Genomic DNA, 19,096 nt, shown 5'->3' with positions numbered 1-19,096 from the left:
CTTAAATAGAATTCAGAATTAGAATCCTCAAAATACTTTTCTAATTTTTCATTAATTATTCTTATCAGCATATCAAACGAAGGTTTATTATTTTTAAATTTTCGTGTTTTATCATGGCTTTCTTTTCTACCGTCAAGAGTAATTTGTAATGTCCTGCAATGATGTTTTATTAGTGAATCAACAATATTTTCTGTAATCAAAGAACCATTTGTTACAATTGAAGTAGAATAGTCAAAACCATATTGCCCTGATAGTTTCTTTGTATATTCTAGCATATCATTAAATTGACTATATAACAAAAGAGGTTCTCCTCCAAACAAACTTAATTCTACATGACGGTAATTTTTAAAATTTTTGTATGCATATTTTTTTAAAACATCAAAATAATTTTTTGAAGTTTTAGTTTTTCTTTGAGGAGCTTCAAAACAATATGGACATGAAAAGTTGCATTCAAAAGTCGGTGTTAAAATAAGTGTTAACTCCGACGAATCAAAAAAATTCTTTTTGTAAATATATTCAAGTGATTTAAGTTCATCAAAATCATCCTCTATAATAAAACCATTATTTTGAAGGGATAGACATTGTTTTTTGTTAAATAAATTTTCAACATCACATAAATTATCATCCTCAAAATCAATCTCACATCCTATTTGTAATTGCAAAACTGATTTTGATATAGAATTATAAACATATCGCTTATTATCAATATTACATACCATATTATAACTACTAAATCTCATAATTAATCCCTCTCATTATATCTTTACTGAAATTCGTAATTTACAAGATAGGTGTCTTTACTTGCACTAAATATCTACATTTTAATACGCTTTATATTTGCATAATTTACATAGCACCACAATTTCCAGTGCATTTGCAAGCATCTAGTGGAGAAATATGTTCTGTTTTATGCAGTTCACTGGCCATAGTTTCTATTTGTTGAATCGGGTTCGTTCGTGCATCTTTAATAACTTCAAAAATATCATTTTTTTTATCATTTTTCATTTCATTCACCTCTCCAATAAAGACACCTATTATCTTTACTATATCACAGATGGGATAATTATCAATATATTACTTGATACAAGGAATAATATTCAGTCTTTTTTGTTGTTTTATTATTTTTTTGACAAATCAATTTAAAATATATCATTGAACATTTGTGATAGAAAACGGTTTTTATTTTATATAATGTAAGCGTATCGTTTTGTAAAGAGCAATATTGTAGTTTTATGCAAAAAATGTTAAAAACAGTAATTCAAGCAACTTTATTATAGTTTTACGCCTCATTTATATAATATCACTAAAAAATGACAGAAAAATCTGTTTTACAACTGTCTTTTATAATATCATACAATTTCTTTTGTCCATTCTTCATCCACTCTGCTCACAGTAATATAATCTTATTTTTTTCGACTTAGGTAAGTGAGATGCTGGAGATGAAAATTATTGGTTTGACGGGACTTTTGTTTAGAGGGGACGCCAAACTGGCGCAGGAGCGCGATTTGGCTGGGTGTGTTTGTGGAAGGACAGGACTTTTGTTTTGAGGGGACGCGGAATTGGCGCGGAAGCGCGATTCCGCTGGTTGTGTTTTTAGAGTTTGTGGGTCGAATGATTTACGATACAAGCCGGTCAGAGTCTCACAAGCAGAGCTTGTTCGACCGTTGGCGGCGCCAACTAACTAATCAGAAATAGAAGGAGTCCGGGAAAAGCATGCGAACATGTTTTTCCCGGACTCCTTCTATTTCCGCTTAGCTGACCGGCTTGTTGCCTATCGCTTAGTTATTGATCAATTTATCCTCACCGTTCCAGCTATAAAGTTTTCTAATCTCTTCTCCAACCACTTCTGATGGATGTTCTGCGGCTTTCTTTCTCATTGCTTTGAAGTGTACCTGACGTCCTGCCGGTGACATGTCGAGAAGGAATTCTTTTGCGAATGTTCCGTCCTGGATGTCTGAGAGGATCTTCTTCATTGCTTTCTTTGTATCTTCTGTGATGATCTTTGGTCCTGTGATGTAATCACCGTATTCTGCTGTGTTGGAGATTGAGTATCTCATTCCAGCGAATCCGCTCTGGTAGATCAGGTCTACGATAAGTTTCATTTCATGGATGCATTCGAAGTATGCGTTTCTTGGATCGTATCCTGCTTCGCAAAGTGTTTCGAAACCTGTCTGCATAAGGGCACATACACCACCGCAAAGTACAGCCTGTTCTCCGAAGAGGTCTGTTTCTGTCTCTACTCTGTATGTTGTTTCAAGAAGTCCTGCTCTTGCTCCACCGATTGCAAGACCGTAAGCAAGTGCTCTGTCCCAGGCTTTTCCTGTGTAATCCTGTTCTACTGCGATCAGACATGGTGTTCCTTTTCCTGCCTGATATTCGCTTCTTACTGTATGTCCCGGTGCTTTTGGAGCGATCATTGTTACATCTACGTATGCCGGAGGTGTGATGCATCCGAAGTGGATGTTGAATCCGTGTGCGAACATCAGCATGTTACCTTCCTCAAGGTTTGGTTCGATGTCTTTCTTATACATATCAGCCTGAAGTTCATCGTTGATAAGGATCATGATGATATCAGCTTTCTTTGCAGCTTCTGCTGCTGTATATACTTCAAATCCCTGAGCTTCTGCTTTTGCCCATGATTTGCTTCCTTCGTAGAGACCGATAATGACATTGCATCCCGAATCTTTCAGGTTCAGTGCATGTGCATGTCCCTGGCTACCATATCCGATGATAGCGATTGTCTGTCCTTCTAATACTGATAAATTACAGTCTTCCTGATAAAAAATTCTTGCTGCCATTTTTAATTTCCTCCTATGACTTATTGAATTCTATAGAGTTAAAGGCTCCATGCCCCTAGCTTTCTTATGTAACTACTGCTGCATCCCTGAAGGTGCCACTTTCGAGCTCGTCGCTCTTTTCAAAACGTCTCTCTGCTTTAATCAAACATGATCACATCATCGCTTCCGCGCTTCAGTCCGGTAATACCGGTTCTTGCCAGCTCCAGGATCTCATATCCGTCCAGAAGCTCCATAAACGCTTTCAGCTTTGATTCGGTTCCCGTCAGTTCAATCATCAGACAGTCTTTTTCAACATCAACGATCTTCGCACGGAAAATATCTGCCAGTGAAATAAGGTCTGCTCTTTCAGATGCATTTGCACGAACCTTGATCATAACCAGTTCTCTGCATACTGAATTGCTGTCATTTAACGGCTTCACCTCAATCACATCTTCCATCTTGCGAACCTGCTTCTCGATCTGTGAAAGAATCTGTTCATCTCCACTTGCTACGATCGTGATCCTTGTAAATCTCGGATCTGCAGTTGTACCTGCGGTAATACTTTCAATATTGTACCCCCGTCTGCTGAACAATCCTGCCATACGGCTTAATAGTCCCGGATTGTTATAAACCAAAATTGAATAAGCTTGTTTTCTCATAACATACTCCTTTACTTTACAAAACAGAGTGCGTTCTGTTTTTTTATTGTAGCAATTGACACCACCTTTGTCAAGTAGCTTTCTAAAATTTTATCACTTTAATTCGATTTTATCAATTACAGGAACCTCTAATTATCGTTTTCACACTGATTTTTCCGGATTTTGTCAAAATATATCCTTTTATTATCTGCACATATAATTCTTCGATTGCCTGCCGGACTAATCGTTTTTTGTCAAACTCTACTGTTGTCAGCTGTGGGCGGCAAATAAGTGCTGTTTCTTCTTTTCCGACCGCTATCACTTCAATTTCCTTCGGCACCTTGATTTCCAGATCATGCAGATAACCGACAGCCTCTACTCCCTGTACGGCAGATGCAAATACGAGCATATCTGCGGATAAAGCAAGCCCTGCCAGCCGGATTTTATAGAACATTCTCCGCAGATCCCTGTCTTTTGGAATTTCCAGATATTGTTCTTCTTCAAGACAGCAGCCTTTTTTTGAAAATATTTTCTGCATTCCCTGCCATACCGCTTTTCCGTACTCTTCCGTTCCATCCAGAAACCAGATTCTCCGTTCCTCTCTTTTAAACAGAAACCTTGCGACTTCCTCACCGGCTTTTCCGTAAATCCGGTCTGTTCTGTATATCGCAGCCACCGGAACTGCACACATCTGCCGGATTCTTGTACACTCCTCTTCATTGAGCCAGATACAGATAACCCCATCCAGTTTCCATACCGCCGCATATCGTACAAATTCTTCTGCTGTTTTTACAAAATGCAGCAGCATATAGTATTCTCTCTCATCCAGACTCTTCTCGATCTCACGCAGTATTTCTTCTAATTTTTCACTCTCCTGCTCCCATTCCTGCCTTTTTCCAACAACTACAGCAATCATCCCGGAAGATTTTCCAGAAAGGATACGTGCTCCCATGCTTGGGGCATATTCCTGTTCATCCAGGATCTCCTCTATCCTTTTTCTCGTCTTTCTTGATACCTTTTCCGTTCTTCCATGGATCACATTCGATACAGTTGTTGCACTCACTCCGGCTATTTTTGCAATATCTTTGATCCTGATTTTCCCCTCAGCCATTTCTTTTCCCCCACTTATTTCTTTTGTTTTCTCTGTTTCTACTATCTTACACTTCTTTTCTTCTATCTTACTAATTCGCATTTTTTCGACAGCACCTGTAACTTTTCGATAAAATATTTTGCAGATCATTGCCCGGATACTCGCCTTGTGCTATCCTTAACCTGTTAAATATTTTTTTCAGATACAGGAGATTGAATTATGGATGGTATTATATTTGACGTAGACGGCACACTCTGGGACTCAACCGAAGCAGTTGCCAGATCCTGGAATCAGGCGATAGATGAGAATACGGATTTTTCCCTCTCACTTACAGCTGATGGGCTTAAGTCACTTTTCGGAAAAACTATGGATGAGATCACGCTTGCACTCTTTCCTTCCTGCCCAAAAGAAGAACGTGACCGGATCGGCTATCTTTGCTTTGACTATGAAAACCGGCTGCTTGAAACCGATCATGGTATTCTTTACCCGGATGTTGCACGGACACTGGAAAGCCTTTCTCAGAAAATCGATCTTTATATCGTCAGCAACTGCCAGTGTGGATATATCGAAGTTTTTCTAAAAACGATGGGACTCGGAAAATATATCAAAGATTTTTTATGCTTTGGTCAGACACAGGTTCCAAAAAATGAATCCATCCGTCTTCTGATGGAGCGCAATCATCTGCAGGATGTGGTTTATGTCGGAGATACTTCAGGTGATTTTGATGCCTGCCAGAAAGCAGACGTTCCTTTTATTTATGCTTCGTATGGATTTGGTGATATTCCGGATCCACCAAGACAGATTGGCGCAATCAGGGAACTTCCTGCTCTTCTTGGACTGTAGATTTTCTCTGTTTATGTTCCTGGTTCAGGATTATATAGCAGTTTTTTCCATCATTCAGCATCTGCAGAGTCTGCCACCGGTAGTTTCCTTCCATACACATGACAATATAAAAAGATCAGAGTCTGATAATCACATTTTTTATCATTCTCTGATCTTTTTATATTGAATTCTTTCCAGTGGATTTTTCCTTTTCTTTATTCCACATCCTCTTCATCAAATTCACACACCACATAATATCCCTGCGGTGTCTGCTTTACGTCAATCACCTTTCCCTGTCCTGACTTAAGTCTCTGCCATGAACGATAATTGGCGCTCATTGCCACAGCCGGCTCAATCGTATAATAAAAATACGCAGCTACAACGCCCTCTGTCACATCAACAATCTGTCCGGGTTCAACCAGTCCCGGACGCTCCATTTTAAATTCCATCTGTCTCATTTCCGCTTGATACCTGCCTCTTTTTCTATATTGTATTCGTTTTTTCTTGTAATTGCAAGTATTTACACAGTCTGTTTTGTGACGAAGCTTTGAAGTAGAACGCCGCTGTCAGGTGGTCTTTTTAGCCACCTGATCTAAAACAACTGAAATCACATTATCCTTCGTTCTATTCGGATTTCTTACACTGTTTTTCATGCAGAACTTCCGGAACGATCATATAATGCTCCTCAATCAATTTTGCTGTCTTTTCAACAGGCAATTCTTTTATTCCTTTTAAAAGGATCTCATGATTGTAGCGAAGTACATCAAAGGGGATGATGGATTCAACACCCATTGTATAATATCCGCACAAATTGCTTTCCCGGAGCATTGCCCATATTTTATATAAGGTTTCGCACTTTGCTGCTCGAACAATGCATGAATGAAACTGTTCATCATAACACATAATGTGGTACACATCTTTTTCTTTCGCAGCTTTTTCCATCTGGTCCAGACACTCATCCATTTCCCGTTCGATTTCTTCCGGAAGTTTTCCGGCAATGATCCTGATTGCCAGAACTTCCAGGGTAGAGCGGACAAGATATTTTTCCTGCATTTCTTCATAGGAAATCGTCTTTACTGTACTGCCTTTATGAGACTCATAAACAACAAATCCTTCCTCCCCGATATGACGCAGGGCTTCTCTGACCGGTCCCCGGCTTACATGAAACTTCTCCGCAATATCTTCTTCTACAATTCGTTCCCCCGGTTTGATCTTCCCCCGAATGATGTCTTCTCTTAACACATCAGCGATTTGCTGCCAAAGAGTTTTTCTTTGTATTGATGCCTTCCTGGTATAATCCATTCATTCTTCCTTTCAGATTTTTGCAGTTTTTTTATAAAAAGAACAGGCTGATCCCCACAATTACTGCCAGTGTAATTGCCAGAGCCGGCCAGAGTGCCCAGAATGCCCCCAAAACCATTGCCAGATAATCTCCCTTTTCAAAAACAATGTTCTGGTCACTCATCTGCTTTTTAAATTCCAGGAACTTTTTATCCTGTTCTTCCAACTGTCTTCCTCGTTTGCTGTATCCTCCAAAAAAGCTCATGCTAATTCCTTTCTGATTTTATGAATCCTTTTCTACTCCGAGTGGATTATGACAGGCTACAAAATGTCCAGGTCTCATTTCCACAAGTTCCGGTGTAATATGCTTACAGATTTCTGTACAGTATTTACATCTTGTATGGAACTTACATCCTTTCGGCGGATGAACCGGACTTGGGATATCTCCTTCAAGCGGGATCATCTCTCTGTTAGAATCTACGTCTGTCGTCGGAATTGCTGATAGCAGCGCTTCTGTATATGGATGTGTAGGATGATCAAACATTTCCTGTGACTCTGCAAGCTCTACGATGTTTCCAAGGTACATAACACCAATTCGGTCACTGATATATTTTACAACACTCAAACCATGTGAAATAAATAAGTATGCAAGATTGTCTTCGCTTCCGAGATCTTTCAGAAGGTTGACGATCTGCGACTGAATGGAAACGTCAAGTGCGGAAACCGCCTCATCGCAGACTACAAATCTTGGTTTCAATGCAAGTGCACGTGCAATACCGATTCTCTGTCTCTGTCCACCAGAGAACTGATGTGGATAACGATGGATCATATATGGTGCAAGTCCACATTTTTCCATGACTTCCATAACATACGCCTGCATTTTTTCATCATTTTTCTTAAAAATGCCATGTGCAAGAAGACCTTCTCCGATGATCTGTCCAACTGTCATACGCGGATTCAGTGATGAGTATGGATCCTGGAAGATCATCTGCATATCTTTACGTAGGAAACGCATTTCTTGTGTTTTCAGTCTCGCAAGATCTACTCCATTATCACGGTATGCTTCGTATTTTGTAAAAGCTTCATCGTTTTTATATTTACTGCGGAGTTCTTCTAACTTCTTCTCCGCTTTTTCAAGTTCCACTTTCTTCTCTGCGATTTCTTTTGTCTTATCGACACCTTCCATCTGGTTTTCTTCATTTAAACCACTGATCACTCTGGCAACTTTGAATTTTTCAAGCAGTAACTGTTCTGCTTCTTTTGTGTCATCTAAGCTATAGAATCCACCAATGATCTGAACAAGATTCAGGAATTCCATATTACATTTCTTCTGGATATTTTCACATTCAGCCTGTTTCTGGAATTTTTCCGCAGAATCTTCCATTTTTTCATATTCCGCTTTTAATGCTTCTGCCTTCGCTTCTAATTCGGCAATTTTCTTTTTACCAGAAGAAATATTTTTGATTGTTTCGTCTACATAAAGCGGTGCCATATCGGTAAGAGTTCTGCCGTAATACATTGTCTTACCTTCTGTCTGTTTGTAGATCTGAAGTAAAGTTCTTCCAAATGTTGATTTTCCACATCCGGATTCTCCAACAAGACCAACTGTTTCTCCTTCGTAAATATTCAAAGTAATTCCGTCATTGGCTCTTACATACTCCTGCTCTTTCTGGAATAACTTTGTTTTCTTAAGTGGAAACCACTGTTTCAGATCCGTGACCTTCAAAAGCACTTTCTTTTCATCATTATTTGGCATGGCGTGCCTCCTTATCCGGGTAGAAACAACGAATCAAGTGATTGTCTTCTGCCAACTCTAATTTTGGTTCTTCATTCATACATTTCTCTGTTGCATATTTACAACGCGGAGCAAATTTACATCCCTTCGGAAGATTGAGCGGATGAGGTACTGCTCCCGGAATTGCCTCAAGTCTTGCTCCGACCGGTGTATCCAGACGTGGAATTGAAGTCATAAGTCCTTCCGTATATGGATGTGAACAGGTTGTCTCTTTTGCAAAGATAGTTCTTGCTTTACACATTTCCACAACCTGACCGCAATACATAACTGCCACTTCATCTGCCATCTGGTTGATAACTCCAAGGTCATGTGTAATGAACAGAATAGAGGTCCCTTTTTCCTTTTTCAGTTCATTCATCAGCTTTAAGATCTGTGCCTGAATGGTAACGTCCAAAGCAGTAGTCGGTTCGTCAGCGATCAGAAGACTTGGTTCGCAGGCAAGAGCCATGGCGATCATAACTCTCTGACGCATTCCACCTGACAGCTGATGCGGGAACTGTTTCATAACAGATTCCGGATTCGGGATCTTAACAGCTTTTAACATTTCAAGTGATTTCTCACTTGCTTCTTTTTTTGTGATTTTCTGATGGGTTAAATAAACTTCATTTAACTGTTTTTCGATCGTATATACCGGGTTCAAACTTGTCATCGGTTCTTGGAAAATAACGGAAATCTCATTTCCACGAATCTGGTACATATCATTGATTGTACACTCCGCAAGATTTCTTCCCTTGAAAGTAATTGTACCGCTGTCGATATATCCGTTTCCATCCAAAAGTTTTAAGATACTCATTGCCGATACACTCTTTCCACTTCCGGATTCTCCTACGATACCCAATGTTTTCCCAGGCTCTACTCGATAGGAAACACCGTTGACCGCTTTTACAATTCCTTTTTTTGTCTTAAAAAATGTATGTAGATCATCTACTTCCAATAAATATGCCATCGTTATTCCTACCTTTCATTTGCTTTCGGGTCAACTGCTCTACGAAGTCCGTCACCAAACAAGTTGATACTTACAGTACAAAGTCCTAATACAACTGACGGGAATACCCATCTCCACCAGTACTGTGAGATAACTTCTGAAGAACGACAGTTGTTCAGCATATTTCCCCATGAAGGAATTGGCTCTGCAACACCGAATCCTAAGAATGATAATCCGGATTCTGTCAGCATACAGGTTGCAAATGAGATTGTTGCCTGTACGATAATGATCGTCATTACGTTCGGTACGATATGACGGAAAATAATATTCTTTTCTCTTACACCCAGTGCTTTTGCAGCGACAACGAATTCTTTGTTACGTTCTGCAAGCACCTGTGCACGGACAAGACCTGCGATACCGGTCCATCCGAGGAAACCGAGGATCAACATGATCATGATGATTCTTCCGACATCAGATACTTTATTTCCGATCAAAGCTGAAAGAATCAGTGCTAGCGGGATAAACGGAAGGGATCCGACAACCTCTGCCAGACGCATAAGAAGGATATCCACAGTTCCACCGTAGTATCCGGAAATACCCCCTACTAAGATACCGATCGCGAACTGGATGATAACAGCGATGAATCCGACTGTCATAGTCATCTGTCCACCCTTTAAGATACGGTAGAATACGTTTCTTCCAAGATTATCTGTTCCAAGTAAGTAACCTTTCAGTCCCCATGTCACAACAGAGCCGTCTTCTTTGATAATACAGTTCTGATAATAGCCGGAGGCTAATTTTGCAATATTGGTTGCCTTAGCAGGAACCTTTGCCTGATTGTTTTCATTTCCGCCCCAGGCTACTGCGTTTCCATCTTCTGTCACAACAACAAGATGGTTACGTCCACCTGAAATATCCACTGCTTTGCCCTGCACTTCTTCCGGTACGGAGAAAATATGGTCGTGATTGTTTCCCCAGACTTTTACAGTACCATCTTTTAATACAGCTGCTGCTGCTTTATCTGTTAAAGCGATTTTTTCTACTTTTCCCTGAATCTCTTCCGGTACATTATCTAAAGCAGTTTCTTTCTTTGCAAGCGAGATGACTTTTCCATCCTTTGTAAGGGCAATGGCTGTCTGAATATTTGCTTTTACTTCTTTGACTTTTTCGTCCTTTACATTAGCTGTAGAAATATCAACTGCACTTGTATTTCCCCATGAAACAACTTTTCCGTCTTCTGTTACAACAACGGATACCTGATATCCTGCTTCAATGTCGGCAATTTTTTTGCCTTTCAGTTCCGGCGGAATCACATTAAGACCCATTCGGTTGAAGCCCCAGGTGTATAAGTTACCTTTATCGTTGATTGCCAGCACGTGGTCCTGACCAACTGCGATATCAACAACTTTTCCCATATCAGCCGGAATTTTTTTCAGGTTTTTCGTTAATTGTCCCCACTCATAAACGTAACCGTCTTTGTCTACTCCTACACCATATGTCGGACCAAATTCAATCACTTCGGCATTGTCTTTTAAATCTGACGGAACCGAAAGGAATGAAAATCCCGGTGCGATATTTTTTTGTGTTGGATCCTGATAGTTTAAATCCTGGTGAAACCAGATCGGAAGAATGAAGCACATTGCAAAAATTGATACAAATACGATCAATCCTCCCATAGCCAGTTTGTTCTCCAGCAGATTTTTTATAATCGTACGAAAAGGACTTTGCATCTGTTCTTCTTCAAGAACGGAACGCTGCTCTTTTTCTTTCTTCTTTCCAAATAACATTTGTCTTCCTCCTAATCGAGTTTAATTCTTGGATCAACGATACAGTAACATAAGTCTGTGATCAGGTTTGCAGCAAGTCCTAACAAAATGTAAAACATCTGCATGGACAGTGCGACTGTATAGTCATGCTGGTTCAAGGAATCGATCAGAAGTTTTCCGACACCTTTCCATGAGAACAGAGTCTCAATGATAACCGCTCCACCAAAGATACCTACGATAGAGCCTACGATCCAGCCTGTGATCGGGATCATCGCGTTACGGAACGCATGTTTGTAAATAACAGTTTTTTCTTTCAGACCTTTGGCACGGGCTGTTCTTACATAATCCATAGATAATGCATCAAGAAGAGCTCCTCTGACATAACGGATCAGACCACCGATACCTGTCAGACATACAATAATAGGAAGTGCCATATGATATAAATAATCTAAGAATGCACGGAAGCCTGTAAAATTTGCACCCGTTGTGACCATTCCACTGATTGGAAAGATCGGAATTTTAATTGCAAACAGGTAGATAAAGATCAGCGCCGAAATAAATGAAGGAATACTGATACCGATCATAGTTGCTACCTGGAGTGATGTATCAAACACCGTGTCTTTTTTTACCGCACATTTGATTCCCAGCGGAATTCCGATTGCGAAAAGGAAAATATAATATACAACGTTCAAGGCGATTGTATTTTTCATCGGAGGTCCGATCAGTTCTTTAACCGGAATACGATATACGGTAGAGTAACCGAAATCTCCCTGTAAGATATTTCCCATCCAGCTTAAATACTGAACCGGAATCGGTTTATCAAGTCCGAGACGTACTCTTGCCTGTTGATAAAGCATCTCATACTGTTCCGGTGAAACACTCTGCTTTTGTCCCTCGACCATAAGTCTGGCAGGGTCACCAGGTACCATTTTGAAAATACCAAACAGTAAGATGGAAAGCAGGAAGAATACTATAATAATATAACCAAGTCTTTTCAATATGTATTTTGCCATAATGTAGTTTTCTCCTTCTGGATGAAATAGTTATTCCTGAATTATTCATGACATGTGATTCTGTCCGAACCATTACCATAATTTTGTTTTCGTATAAAGAAAAGATACGGGAAGACAGAACATTTCCCTTTGTTCTGTCCTCCCTGTTTTGTCATGCATATCAAAAGTTAATAGAATTGATCTATTCTGATGAATCCTTTATGCTTATTCTTCAAAGTATGCATCTAATACCATTGCTCCCCATCCCACATGAGCTCTAGGAACGAAATTCTTAAGCTTCGGATTGAAGAACATATAAGAAACTCCTGATCCCATTGGAAGACTTGGAAGTTTTTTGTTGTATGCCAGCTGGAATTCTCCATATAATTTTCTGAATCCGTCAATGTCTTCAGAATCAACTTTCTGCATCTCTTTACCGATTGCTTTTAATTCCGGATCGGAAATGTAGTTAACATTCCAGCTTCCCATTAAACTCGGATCGTCATCGAAACAGTTCCAGTAGAAGAGAATTTCCGGAATTCCGATACTACTGTAGAAAATGTTATATTCTGGTTCATCGATACCCTGGCGATTCAAATGGTTGATCATAAGTGCAAAGTCCATAGATGTGTATTTGTATTCCATACCGATCTTTTCTGCTTCCGGTGGGATTACTGTGTTGTAAAGTTTTGAGTAGTCATCTTCGCAGCATGCTACTTCAACTTTTAATTTCATCAATTCACCATCTACTTCTTTATAACGGTATTTGTCTGTACCTTCTTTGTACTCTTCACCTTTTTCGTTCAGTGTCCAACCACCATCGATGAGTTCCTGTTTTGCTTTATCAAGGTCATATGAGTAGTGAATCAGTTCAGATTCAATATCATCTTTGATTGCTGCAAAATCTGTTGTAGCATCTGTTGCATAACAATCTACCACTGTACCGTATCCGCCTGTTAACTGTTTGTTGATTTCATCACGGTCTACGATATAAGCGATTGCACGTCTTACTTCTTCAAACTGTGTCGGTCCAAAGTCACACATATAACGCATCTCGTTGATACGTGTTCCCGGTACAAGACCATAGTTTGCATCTAATTTTCCTTCTTCTACTTTTGTTAAAGCAGCTTCGATCTTTTCTCCTGTACCTGCTGAGTAGAAATCAATTGTTCCTTTTTCAAATTCGTCACGGATTGTTTCATCTGCAACCGGTTTGGAAATAATTGTCTGGATATGTGGTTTTGTTCCATCATATGTTCCAAGGTATTCTTCGTTGATTTCAAGTTCAACAGTTTCAGTTGTAAGGTCAACACTCTTTAATTTGTAAGGTCCACATACAACCGGTGCTTTGTAACGGAATCCTTTATCCGGATCAAGTAAGGTTTCTCTGATGAGATCTTCTGTAAATCCGTCTGTGAGGTATGCTCCGTTTCCATCATCCTTCACGTCGCATCCCGGAGCGATTGCTGCAAGCGGTTCCGGTCCATAGGCAACATTTGCCATCTCATAGTAGTTCGGAAGCTGATCTGCACTGATTGTCATAGAAAATTCGTAATCCCCAAGAAGGTTAACACCTGCGAATTCTTTTGTTGTTCCCTGTACATGATCGTTGTATCCAACTAAAGCCCATCCGTATGTTGCATCACCTTCACAGGCTGCAAATTCCGGAGAAGAATGAAGCAGAAGACTGAATACATAATCTTTTGCTGTGATCGGAGAACCGTCACTCCATTTCAGGTTATCATTGATTTCAAAACGGTATGTCTTGCTTCCGTCATCGTTTTCGATTACTTCGTGATCTTTAACAACAACCGGGTCCCAATCAAGAACATAATCACGATTGTAATCAGCGAGGGCGTAACCACTCATCAGTCCGATAAATCCAGAGTTCGTTGCACTATTTGTCCATCCGCCGTACATATCCGGTGATAAGGTACCTGGTGAAATTGCAACTACAACCTGTCCTCCTACAGGTGCATCTTCCGGCGGTGCACTCTGCATATCTTCGGTTACCTCAACTCCAACCTGTTTGCTTTCACCATCATCCTGATTATTCTGGTTCTTGCTGGAAGCTCCTCCACCGCCACAGGCTGTGGCTGAGAATACCATGATACCAGCCAGCATGAGGGCTATCATTCTCTTTTTCATTTTGCATTCCTCCATAAATGTAAACTTTGTGTTAAGACAATTATAACATTTTACCAATTAAACATCTATTGTCGTTTTCGTTTTTGTGCATTTTTGTTAAATACGACGTATTTTTATTGTATACAAAAAAGCAAGTCTTTCATGGACGGATTTTACTACATATATGGACGATATCTGTTTTTCGTTCACACACATTCAGATTGTTAACAGTCTACAATTTGTGCATTTTTAACAAATTGTTAAATGTTGACATTTGACTAAAAACAAAAAAGCAGAACGCTTATTCTGCTTTTTTTCATCAATCTTTTTGTTATCGCGATAAGAGTACGACGGTTTCAACGTGCTCCGTAAACGCAAACATTTCCACCGGCTGTATCTTTTTTACCTGATATCCTTTTTTTGTCAGATACTTCAGATCTCTTGCCAGTGTCTCCGGATTGCAGGAAATGTACACGATCTTCTCCGGTCCCATCTTCACTGCAGATGCCATAAATTTTTCATCACTTCCGGCTCTCGGCGGATCCATAAACAGCACATCCATACTATTTCCCTCTGCTGCCATCGCCTCCATAAACTCCCCGGCATCTCCCTGGAAAAATCTCACATTCCGGATCTGATTCTCTTTTGCATTTAATATTGCATCCTTCACGGCATCCTTATTAAGTTCCACACCGACTACTTCTTTTGCATGTCCCGATGCGATCAGACCGATCGTTCCGATTCCGCAATATGCATCGATCACGCTTTCTTTCCCTGTCAGATGTGCAAATTCAATCGCTTTCTGATAAAGGATCTCCGTCTGCACCGGATTTACTTGATAGAAGGACTTTGGTGAAATCCGGAAAGTACACCCGCAGAGTTCATCCCGGATAAATCCTTTCCCATATAACACTTTTTCTCTCTCCCCAAGGATCATACTGGTCTTTCTGTCGTTAATATTAAGGACAACCGTTGTAATCTCCGGATGCTCTTTTCTGAGTGCTTTTACGAAATTATTAGACGATGGAAGGATTGGTGATCCAAGCACCAGAACCACCATAATCTCTCCGCTTTTAAACCCTCTTCTGATCAGCACATGACGGAACAAGCCATATCCTGTATCTTCATCGTAGGTTTTGATCTTAAAAGATTTCAAAAGTCCCCGGATCGTCCGGATGATCTCCTGACTCTTTTTGTCTTCGATCAGACAGTTTTCAACAGGAACGACCCGGTGTGTCTTCGCTTCATAGGTTCCGGATACGATATTTCCCTTTCGGTCTCTGTCGAATACGGCGTGTACTTTATTTCTGTAATAATACGGATTCTCCATTCCGATGATCGGTTCTACTTTTCCGTATTTTGACAACAGAGCGTTCACCATTTTCTGCTTCTTTTTCAGCTGCTCCTTATATGGCACTCCCTGATACTGGCATCCTCCGCATTTTTTTGCCACTTTACAGGCTTCCGGTTCTGTCTGTTTTTTCTTTTCTTCCATTTTTTACCTCTCTTCTTTTTTTATTCTTTTCTCAAAAGAGATCCGGCATATTATCCAGATACAACTCTTCTCTGACCTGGAGATGGTAATATGCTTTTTTTGTATCTGATGTATTCATTCTTATTATAATCCTTTTAATCATTCAGATCCGTCTGGAATCTTGATAAATGTTCATACGGCAGGATCAGTCTCCCCCTGTATAATCCGCATCCGTCATTGATGAGACTATTATTTGCCGCAGCAAACATATTGACTTCCAGATCCTTCAGTTCCAACCCCAGAAGCCGCATTCCTCTTTCGTATGCCTCATCAAAATAAATGCATTCTCCTTCCGGAATAGCTTCTCTTCTTGCCCTGACTCTTTCCTGTTCCTTCTCGTAGGCCTGGTGATTTGCCGCTCCAATCTCCGCTATATCATCCATCTTCTTTGTCCGCAGTTGTACTTCCATGTAACTTCTCGAACAGTTATCATAAAACGTGATGTGGAGTGATTGATAGCTGCCTCCGCTTCCATTGGAAATATAATCCCGATAATAAGGTTTCACCGCCTCATCCATAAAAGGAGATGTACTTTCAAGCACCCCTTTTGCAGATTCTGCCGTAAATCCTCTTTCCTCCAGAAACCCCGGAAGAACATTCGCGATCCTGTATAAATACTTGATTTCCTCTTCTTCTCGCAGTTTGTCATCCCTGATATGGCATTTTGGAAGAGAAATTACCAGACGGTATGCGATAATATCCCGAAAGCAGCTCAGTTTTTCCCTTAGATCAGGCACCGGCGGATAGGTATGATGTTTTTCATAATAATCATAAATATATTCTACAATATACCCGTTGAATTTTTCCTCTGCGCGGATCAGGGACTTGATCCTTCCTTTAAAAGTAAAAGCAAGCAGAGGATATTCCTGTACCATGTATTTATAAAAATCCCTGATTTTCTGCGACTGTGCAGTAAGGAAATCATTGTGTTCAAGCAGTTCCCTGAACTGGATCAGGAAATTGGAATGGATGAGATCTATTTCATTGTGATTCTTCTTTGCTTCTTTCTTCAGATCCACTGTATAATTTCTTAAAATCCGAAAAATCGTATCACCTGAATATAAATAGTCATTTAATGTGATCATACGTTCCATCCTTTCTATTTGATTTTCTTATACAGTATAGCAGAATCTGGCTGGATTGGATACCGTTTTGTTAAATAGAAGCAGGGATTGATCTGCTGCATATAATCCAGCAAGGTCAATCCCTGATTTATCATATTTCTAAAATAAAAGCTGAAGCCCCATAGCAATGATCCACATATACGCACATGTCTTCAGAATCATCAGTAATCTACTTTTGGTTTTGTTTTACTGAATAGTGTTACCGGAGTGTAACATCCAAAGGAGATAATGATAGCGGCAATCAAATCAAAAATCAAATATCCGACATCAAATGCTCCTTTCGGATCTGCTTACGAAGAACATGCTGCCATCAAGGATACTGCAGCAGAGGTAAGAGCGCTTCGCAAAAACGGAATTCATGTATCCGCCGTCTTTATGGGAAACGATGGCGAAGTGACAAATGCTAAACAGATTTACGGAAAAGAATTTACCAGGATCCGCCAGATTGATCAGCTTTCAAAAGCAGCTGGACGTCTGATTCAAAAAGAGATCCGGGAGTTATATAGTTAGTTACTTGTGGTTTTCCAGCTCCAGAACAACCACTTCACAGCTCCGTAAATTCAATGAATCCTTTTCACAATCTACCGTTCCATCTATACGGTTCGATAACCATACTTTTTCGATTTCGCTCTTCAGTTTGATTGTTGCAGCATCCTTTCCGAAATTAGCAGCCACAAGAATGCACTTGGATTCATCTTTACGGTAAAATGCCATGACTCCGTCCACATTTTCATATTCCGGAAGAAATTTTCCATAGGTAAATACTTCTTTCAGTTCATCCGATTTACGCAGTGCAACCAGTTTGCGATAATAATTCAAAACTGAATCCGGATCCTGTTCCTGAGCTTCCACATTCACGTCTTTAAATAAAGGATTTACCTTTAACCATGGAGTTCCTTTTGTAAAACCGCCATTTTCCCCGTTCGTCCATTGCATTGGTGTTCTTGCATTGTCACGGCTCATACGGCTGCATACTTCCAATGCTTCCTGATCAGATAATCCCGCTTCACGGGCAGTATGATACTGGTCTTTTGTACTGATATCATCAAATTCCTCCATGCTGTTCCATTTGGCATTTCTCATACCGATTTCCTGCCCCTGGTAAATGAAAGGAATTCCTCTGAGGAGAAGGCTTATGGTACCAAGCATCTTGATTCCGTCCGGTGTCTGAGCATAAGATGGCAAAAATCTGGATGCCCCTCTTGGCTCATCGTGATTTTCAATGATATTCGCCTTAAAGCCATACTTCTGTGTTTCTAATTGTGCCTGAATGATCGCAGCTCTCCATTTCGCAAATTCCAGCTTCGGAGCATCATACCATCCATGTTCTCCATCAGTGAGCGTATGGGCGCTAAAATCAAATATCGTTGAAAAATGACCGGTTTCTCCAATAAATTCCGGTAATTCATCCGGTTTCATGTTAAATACTTCTCCGACTGTAAAGGCATCATACTTTTCAAAAGTTGATTTTTTCAGATCTTCCAACAGCTCCCCTACTCCGTCTACACTTTCAACCATCTTCCAGCAGCTTGCCAGACCATCTTTCCCATCCGGTGCAAAATCAGGAAAGTTCAGATCCTTCTTAATGTTTATGATCGCATCGATTCGAAAACCGGAGAGACCTTTTTCCAGCCACCAGTTGATCATTTTGTACAGTTCCTGCCGTAACTTCGGATTTTCCCAATTCAGATCCGGCTGTTCCTTTGCAAACATGTGAAAATAATATTTGTCCGTTCCCGGTACCTTTTCCCAACAGCTTCCTCCAAAATAGGAACGGTAATTGCTCGGTGGATTGCCGTTTTTTCCCTTGCGGAAATAAAAATAATCCGCAAACGCTCCATCTGGATCAGCAAGTGCTTTCTGAAACCACTCATGTTTATCGGAGCAATGATTAATAACCAGATCCATAATAATATGCATGTCTCGTTTTTTTGCTTCTGCCAGCAGTTCATCAAATTCTTCCATTGTTCCGAATTCTTCTGCAATTGCATAGTAATCCGCAATATCATATCCCTGGTCTACAAATGGTGATTTATAAATAGGTGATAACCAAATAATATCGATTCCTAATTTTTTCAGATAATCCAGTTTAGAAATAATTCCTCTCAGATCTCCGATTCCGTCTCCATTTGTATCCAGAAAACTCTTTGGGTAAATCTGATACGCTACTTTGTCATGCCACCACTTTTTTCCCATTTTTATCAACCTCTTTCATCTATAATCTT

Annotated in this window: 18 protein-coding genes; 2 read left to right on the top strand and 16 right to left on the bottom strand. The window is 40.1% G+C overall.

Annotated features, from left to right (window positions below):
• The 5 genes from PGU50_RS16945 to PGU50_RS16925 all read right to left on the bottom strand — a co-directional run.
• Nucleotides 1–740 (bottom strand): radical SAM protein (locus PGU50_RS16945; RefSeq protein ID WP_270247536.1); only part of this gene is annotated, 740 nt, incomplete at its 3' end.
• 106 nt (nucleotides 741–846) lie between these two features.
• A complete protein-coding gene (locus PGU50_RS16940) occupies nucleotides 847–1,005 on the bottom strand; it encodes a hypothetical protein (protein WP_270247535.1) in 159 nt (52 codons plus the stop codon).
• A gap of 773 nt (nucleotides 1,006–1,778) precedes the next feature.
• Nucleotides 1,779–2,798 carry a ketol-acid reductoisomerase gene (ilvC, locus tag PGU50_RS16935; RefSeq protein ID WP_008369340.1) on the bottom strand — a complete coding sequence of 340 codons (1,020 nt, stop codon included), beginning with the start codon at nucleotides 2,796–2,798 and terminating at the stop codon, nucleotides 1,779–1,781.
• 137 nt (nucleotides 2,799–2,935) lie between these two features.
• Nucleotides 2,936–3,436 (bottom strand): acetolactate synthase small subunit, encoded by a 501-nt coding sequence (gene ilvN / locus PGU50_RS16930; protein ID WP_270203887.1) that lies wholly within the window; start codon nucleotides 3,434–3,436, stop codon nucleotides 2,936–2,938.
• A 112-nt stretch (nucleotides 3,437–3,548) separates the two neighbouring features.
• Nucleotides 3,549–4,526, bottom strand: a complete 978-nt coding sequence (locus PGU50_RS16925; RefSeq protein ID WP_270247533.1) for a LacI family DNA-binding transcriptional regulator — start codon at nucleotides 4,524–4,526, stop codon at nucleotides 3,549–3,551.
• Nucleotides 4,527–4,724: 198 nt separating this feature from the next.
• On the opposite strand from PGU50_RS16925, the gene PGU50_RS16920 reads away from it, so the two are divergent.
• Nucleotides 4,725–5,348 carry an HAD family hydrolase gene (locus tag PGU50_RS16920; RefSeq protein ID WP_270247532.1) on the top strand — a complete coding sequence of 208 codons (624 nt, stop codon included), beginning with the start codon at nucleotides 4,725–4,727 and terminating at the stop codon, nucleotides 5,346–5,348.
• A 194-nt stretch (nucleotides 5,349–5,542) separates the two neighbouring features.
• On the opposite strand, the gene PGU50_RS16915 is transcribed toward PGU50_RS16920, so the two are convergent.
• From PGU50_RS16915 to PGU50_RS16865, 10 genes are all read right to left on the bottom strand, one after another.
• Nucleotides 5,543–5,785 (bottom strand): hypothetical protein, encoded by a 243-nt coding sequence (locus PGU50_RS16915; RefSeq protein ID WP_008369354.1) that lies wholly within the window; start codon nucleotides 5,783–5,785, stop codon nucleotides 5,543–5,545.
• A 166-nt stretch (nucleotides 5,786–5,951) separates the two neighbouring features.
• Complete coding sequence (locus PGU50_RS16910; RefSeq protein WP_117556479.1) at nucleotides 5,952–6,629, bottom strand: GntR family transcriptional regulator; 678 nt, start codon at nucleotides 6,627–6,629, stop codon at nucleotides 5,952–5,954.
• Nucleotides 6,630–6,660: 31 nt separating this feature from the next.
• A complete protein-coding gene (locus PGU50_RS16905; protein ID WP_008369357.1) occupies nucleotides 6,661–6,873 on the bottom strand; it encodes a hypothetical protein in 213 nt (70 codons plus the stop codon).
• An 18-nt stretch (nucleotides 6,874–6,891) separates the two neighbouring features.
• Nucleotides 6,892–8,364, bottom strand: a complete 1,473-nt coding sequence (locus PGU50_RS18040) for an ABC transporter ATP-binding protein (protein WP_117823777.1) — start codon at nucleotides 8,362–8,364, stop codon at nucleotides 6,892–6,894.
• Nucleotides 8,354–9,349: an ABC transporter ATP-binding protein gene (locus PGU50_RS16890; protein ID WP_008369363.1), complete on the bottom strand. Its 996-nt coding sequence runs from the start codon at nucleotides 9,347–9,349 to the stop codon at nucleotides 8,354–8,356. The genes PGU50_RS18040 and PGU50_RS16890 overlap by 11 nt, the downstream gene beginning before the upstream one ends.
• Before the next feature lie 8 nt (nucleotides 9,350–9,357).
• Complete coding sequence (locus PGU50_RS16885; protein ID WP_117556473.1) at nucleotides 9,358–11,115, bottom strand: ABC transporter permease subunit; 1,758 nt, start codon at nucleotides 11,113–11,115, stop codon at nucleotides 9,358–9,360.
• 11 nt (nucleotides 11,116–11,126) lie between these two features.
• Nucleotides 11,127–12,107 (bottom strand): ABC transporter permease, encoded by a 981-nt coding sequence (locus PGU50_RS16880; protein ID WP_008369366.1) that lies wholly within the window; start codon nucleotides 12,105–12,107, stop codon nucleotides 11,127–11,129.
• A 204-nt stretch (nucleotides 12,108–12,311) separates the two neighbouring features.
• A complete protein-coding gene (locus PGU50_RS16875) occupies nucleotides 12,312–14,234 on the bottom strand; it encodes an ABC transporter substrate-binding protein (protein ID WP_270247531.1) in 1,923 nt (640 codons plus the stop codon).
• 310 nt (nucleotides 14,235–14,544) lie between these two features.
• On the bottom strand, nucleotides 14,545–15,708 hold the full coding sequence (gene rlmD, locus PGU50_RS16870; protein WP_117556469.1) for a 23S rRNA (uracil(1939)-C(5))-methyltransferase RlmD: 1,164 nt from the start codon (nucleotides 15,706–15,708) through the stop codon (nucleotides 14,545–14,547).
• A 134-nt stretch (nucleotides 15,709–15,842) separates the two neighbouring features.
• A complete protein-coding gene (locus PGU50_RS16865; protein ID WP_118199213.1) occupies nucleotides 15,843–16,832 on the bottom strand; it encodes a guanosine polyphosphate pyrophosphohydrolase in 990 nt (329 codons plus the stop codon).
• Nucleotides 16,833–17,099: 267 nt separating this feature from the next.
• Here PGU50_RS16865 and PGU50_RS16860 point away from each other — a divergent pair, with 267 nt between their 5' ends.
• The gene (locus tag PGU50_RS16860) at nucleotides 17,100–17,381 is read left to right on the top strand and encodes a hypothetical protein (protein ID WP_270247529.1); all 282 of its coding nucleotides are present in this window, start codon (nucleotides 17,100–17,102) and stop codon (nucleotides 17,379–17,381) included.
• Here PGU50_RS16860 and PGU50_RS16855 read toward each other — a convergent pair whose 3' ends face one another.
• Nucleotides 17,382–19,067 carry an alpha-glucosidase gene (locus tag PGU50_RS16855; protein ID WP_118219720.1) on the bottom strand — a complete coding sequence of 562 codons (1,686 nt, stop codon included), beginning with the start codon at nucleotides 19,065–19,067 and terminating at the stop codon, nucleotides 17,382–17,384.
• Between the last annotated feature and the right edge of the window lie 29 nt (nucleotides 19,068–19,096).

This window comes from Coprococcus sp. AM11-30B (assembly GCF_027674365.1).
Lineage (GTDB): Bacteria > Bacillota > Clostridia > Lachnospirales > Lachnospiraceae > Allocoprococcus > Allocoprococcus comes.
Note: the sequence above shows the minus strand (reverse complement) of the source record. Positions and strands in the feature narration are given on the sequence as shown.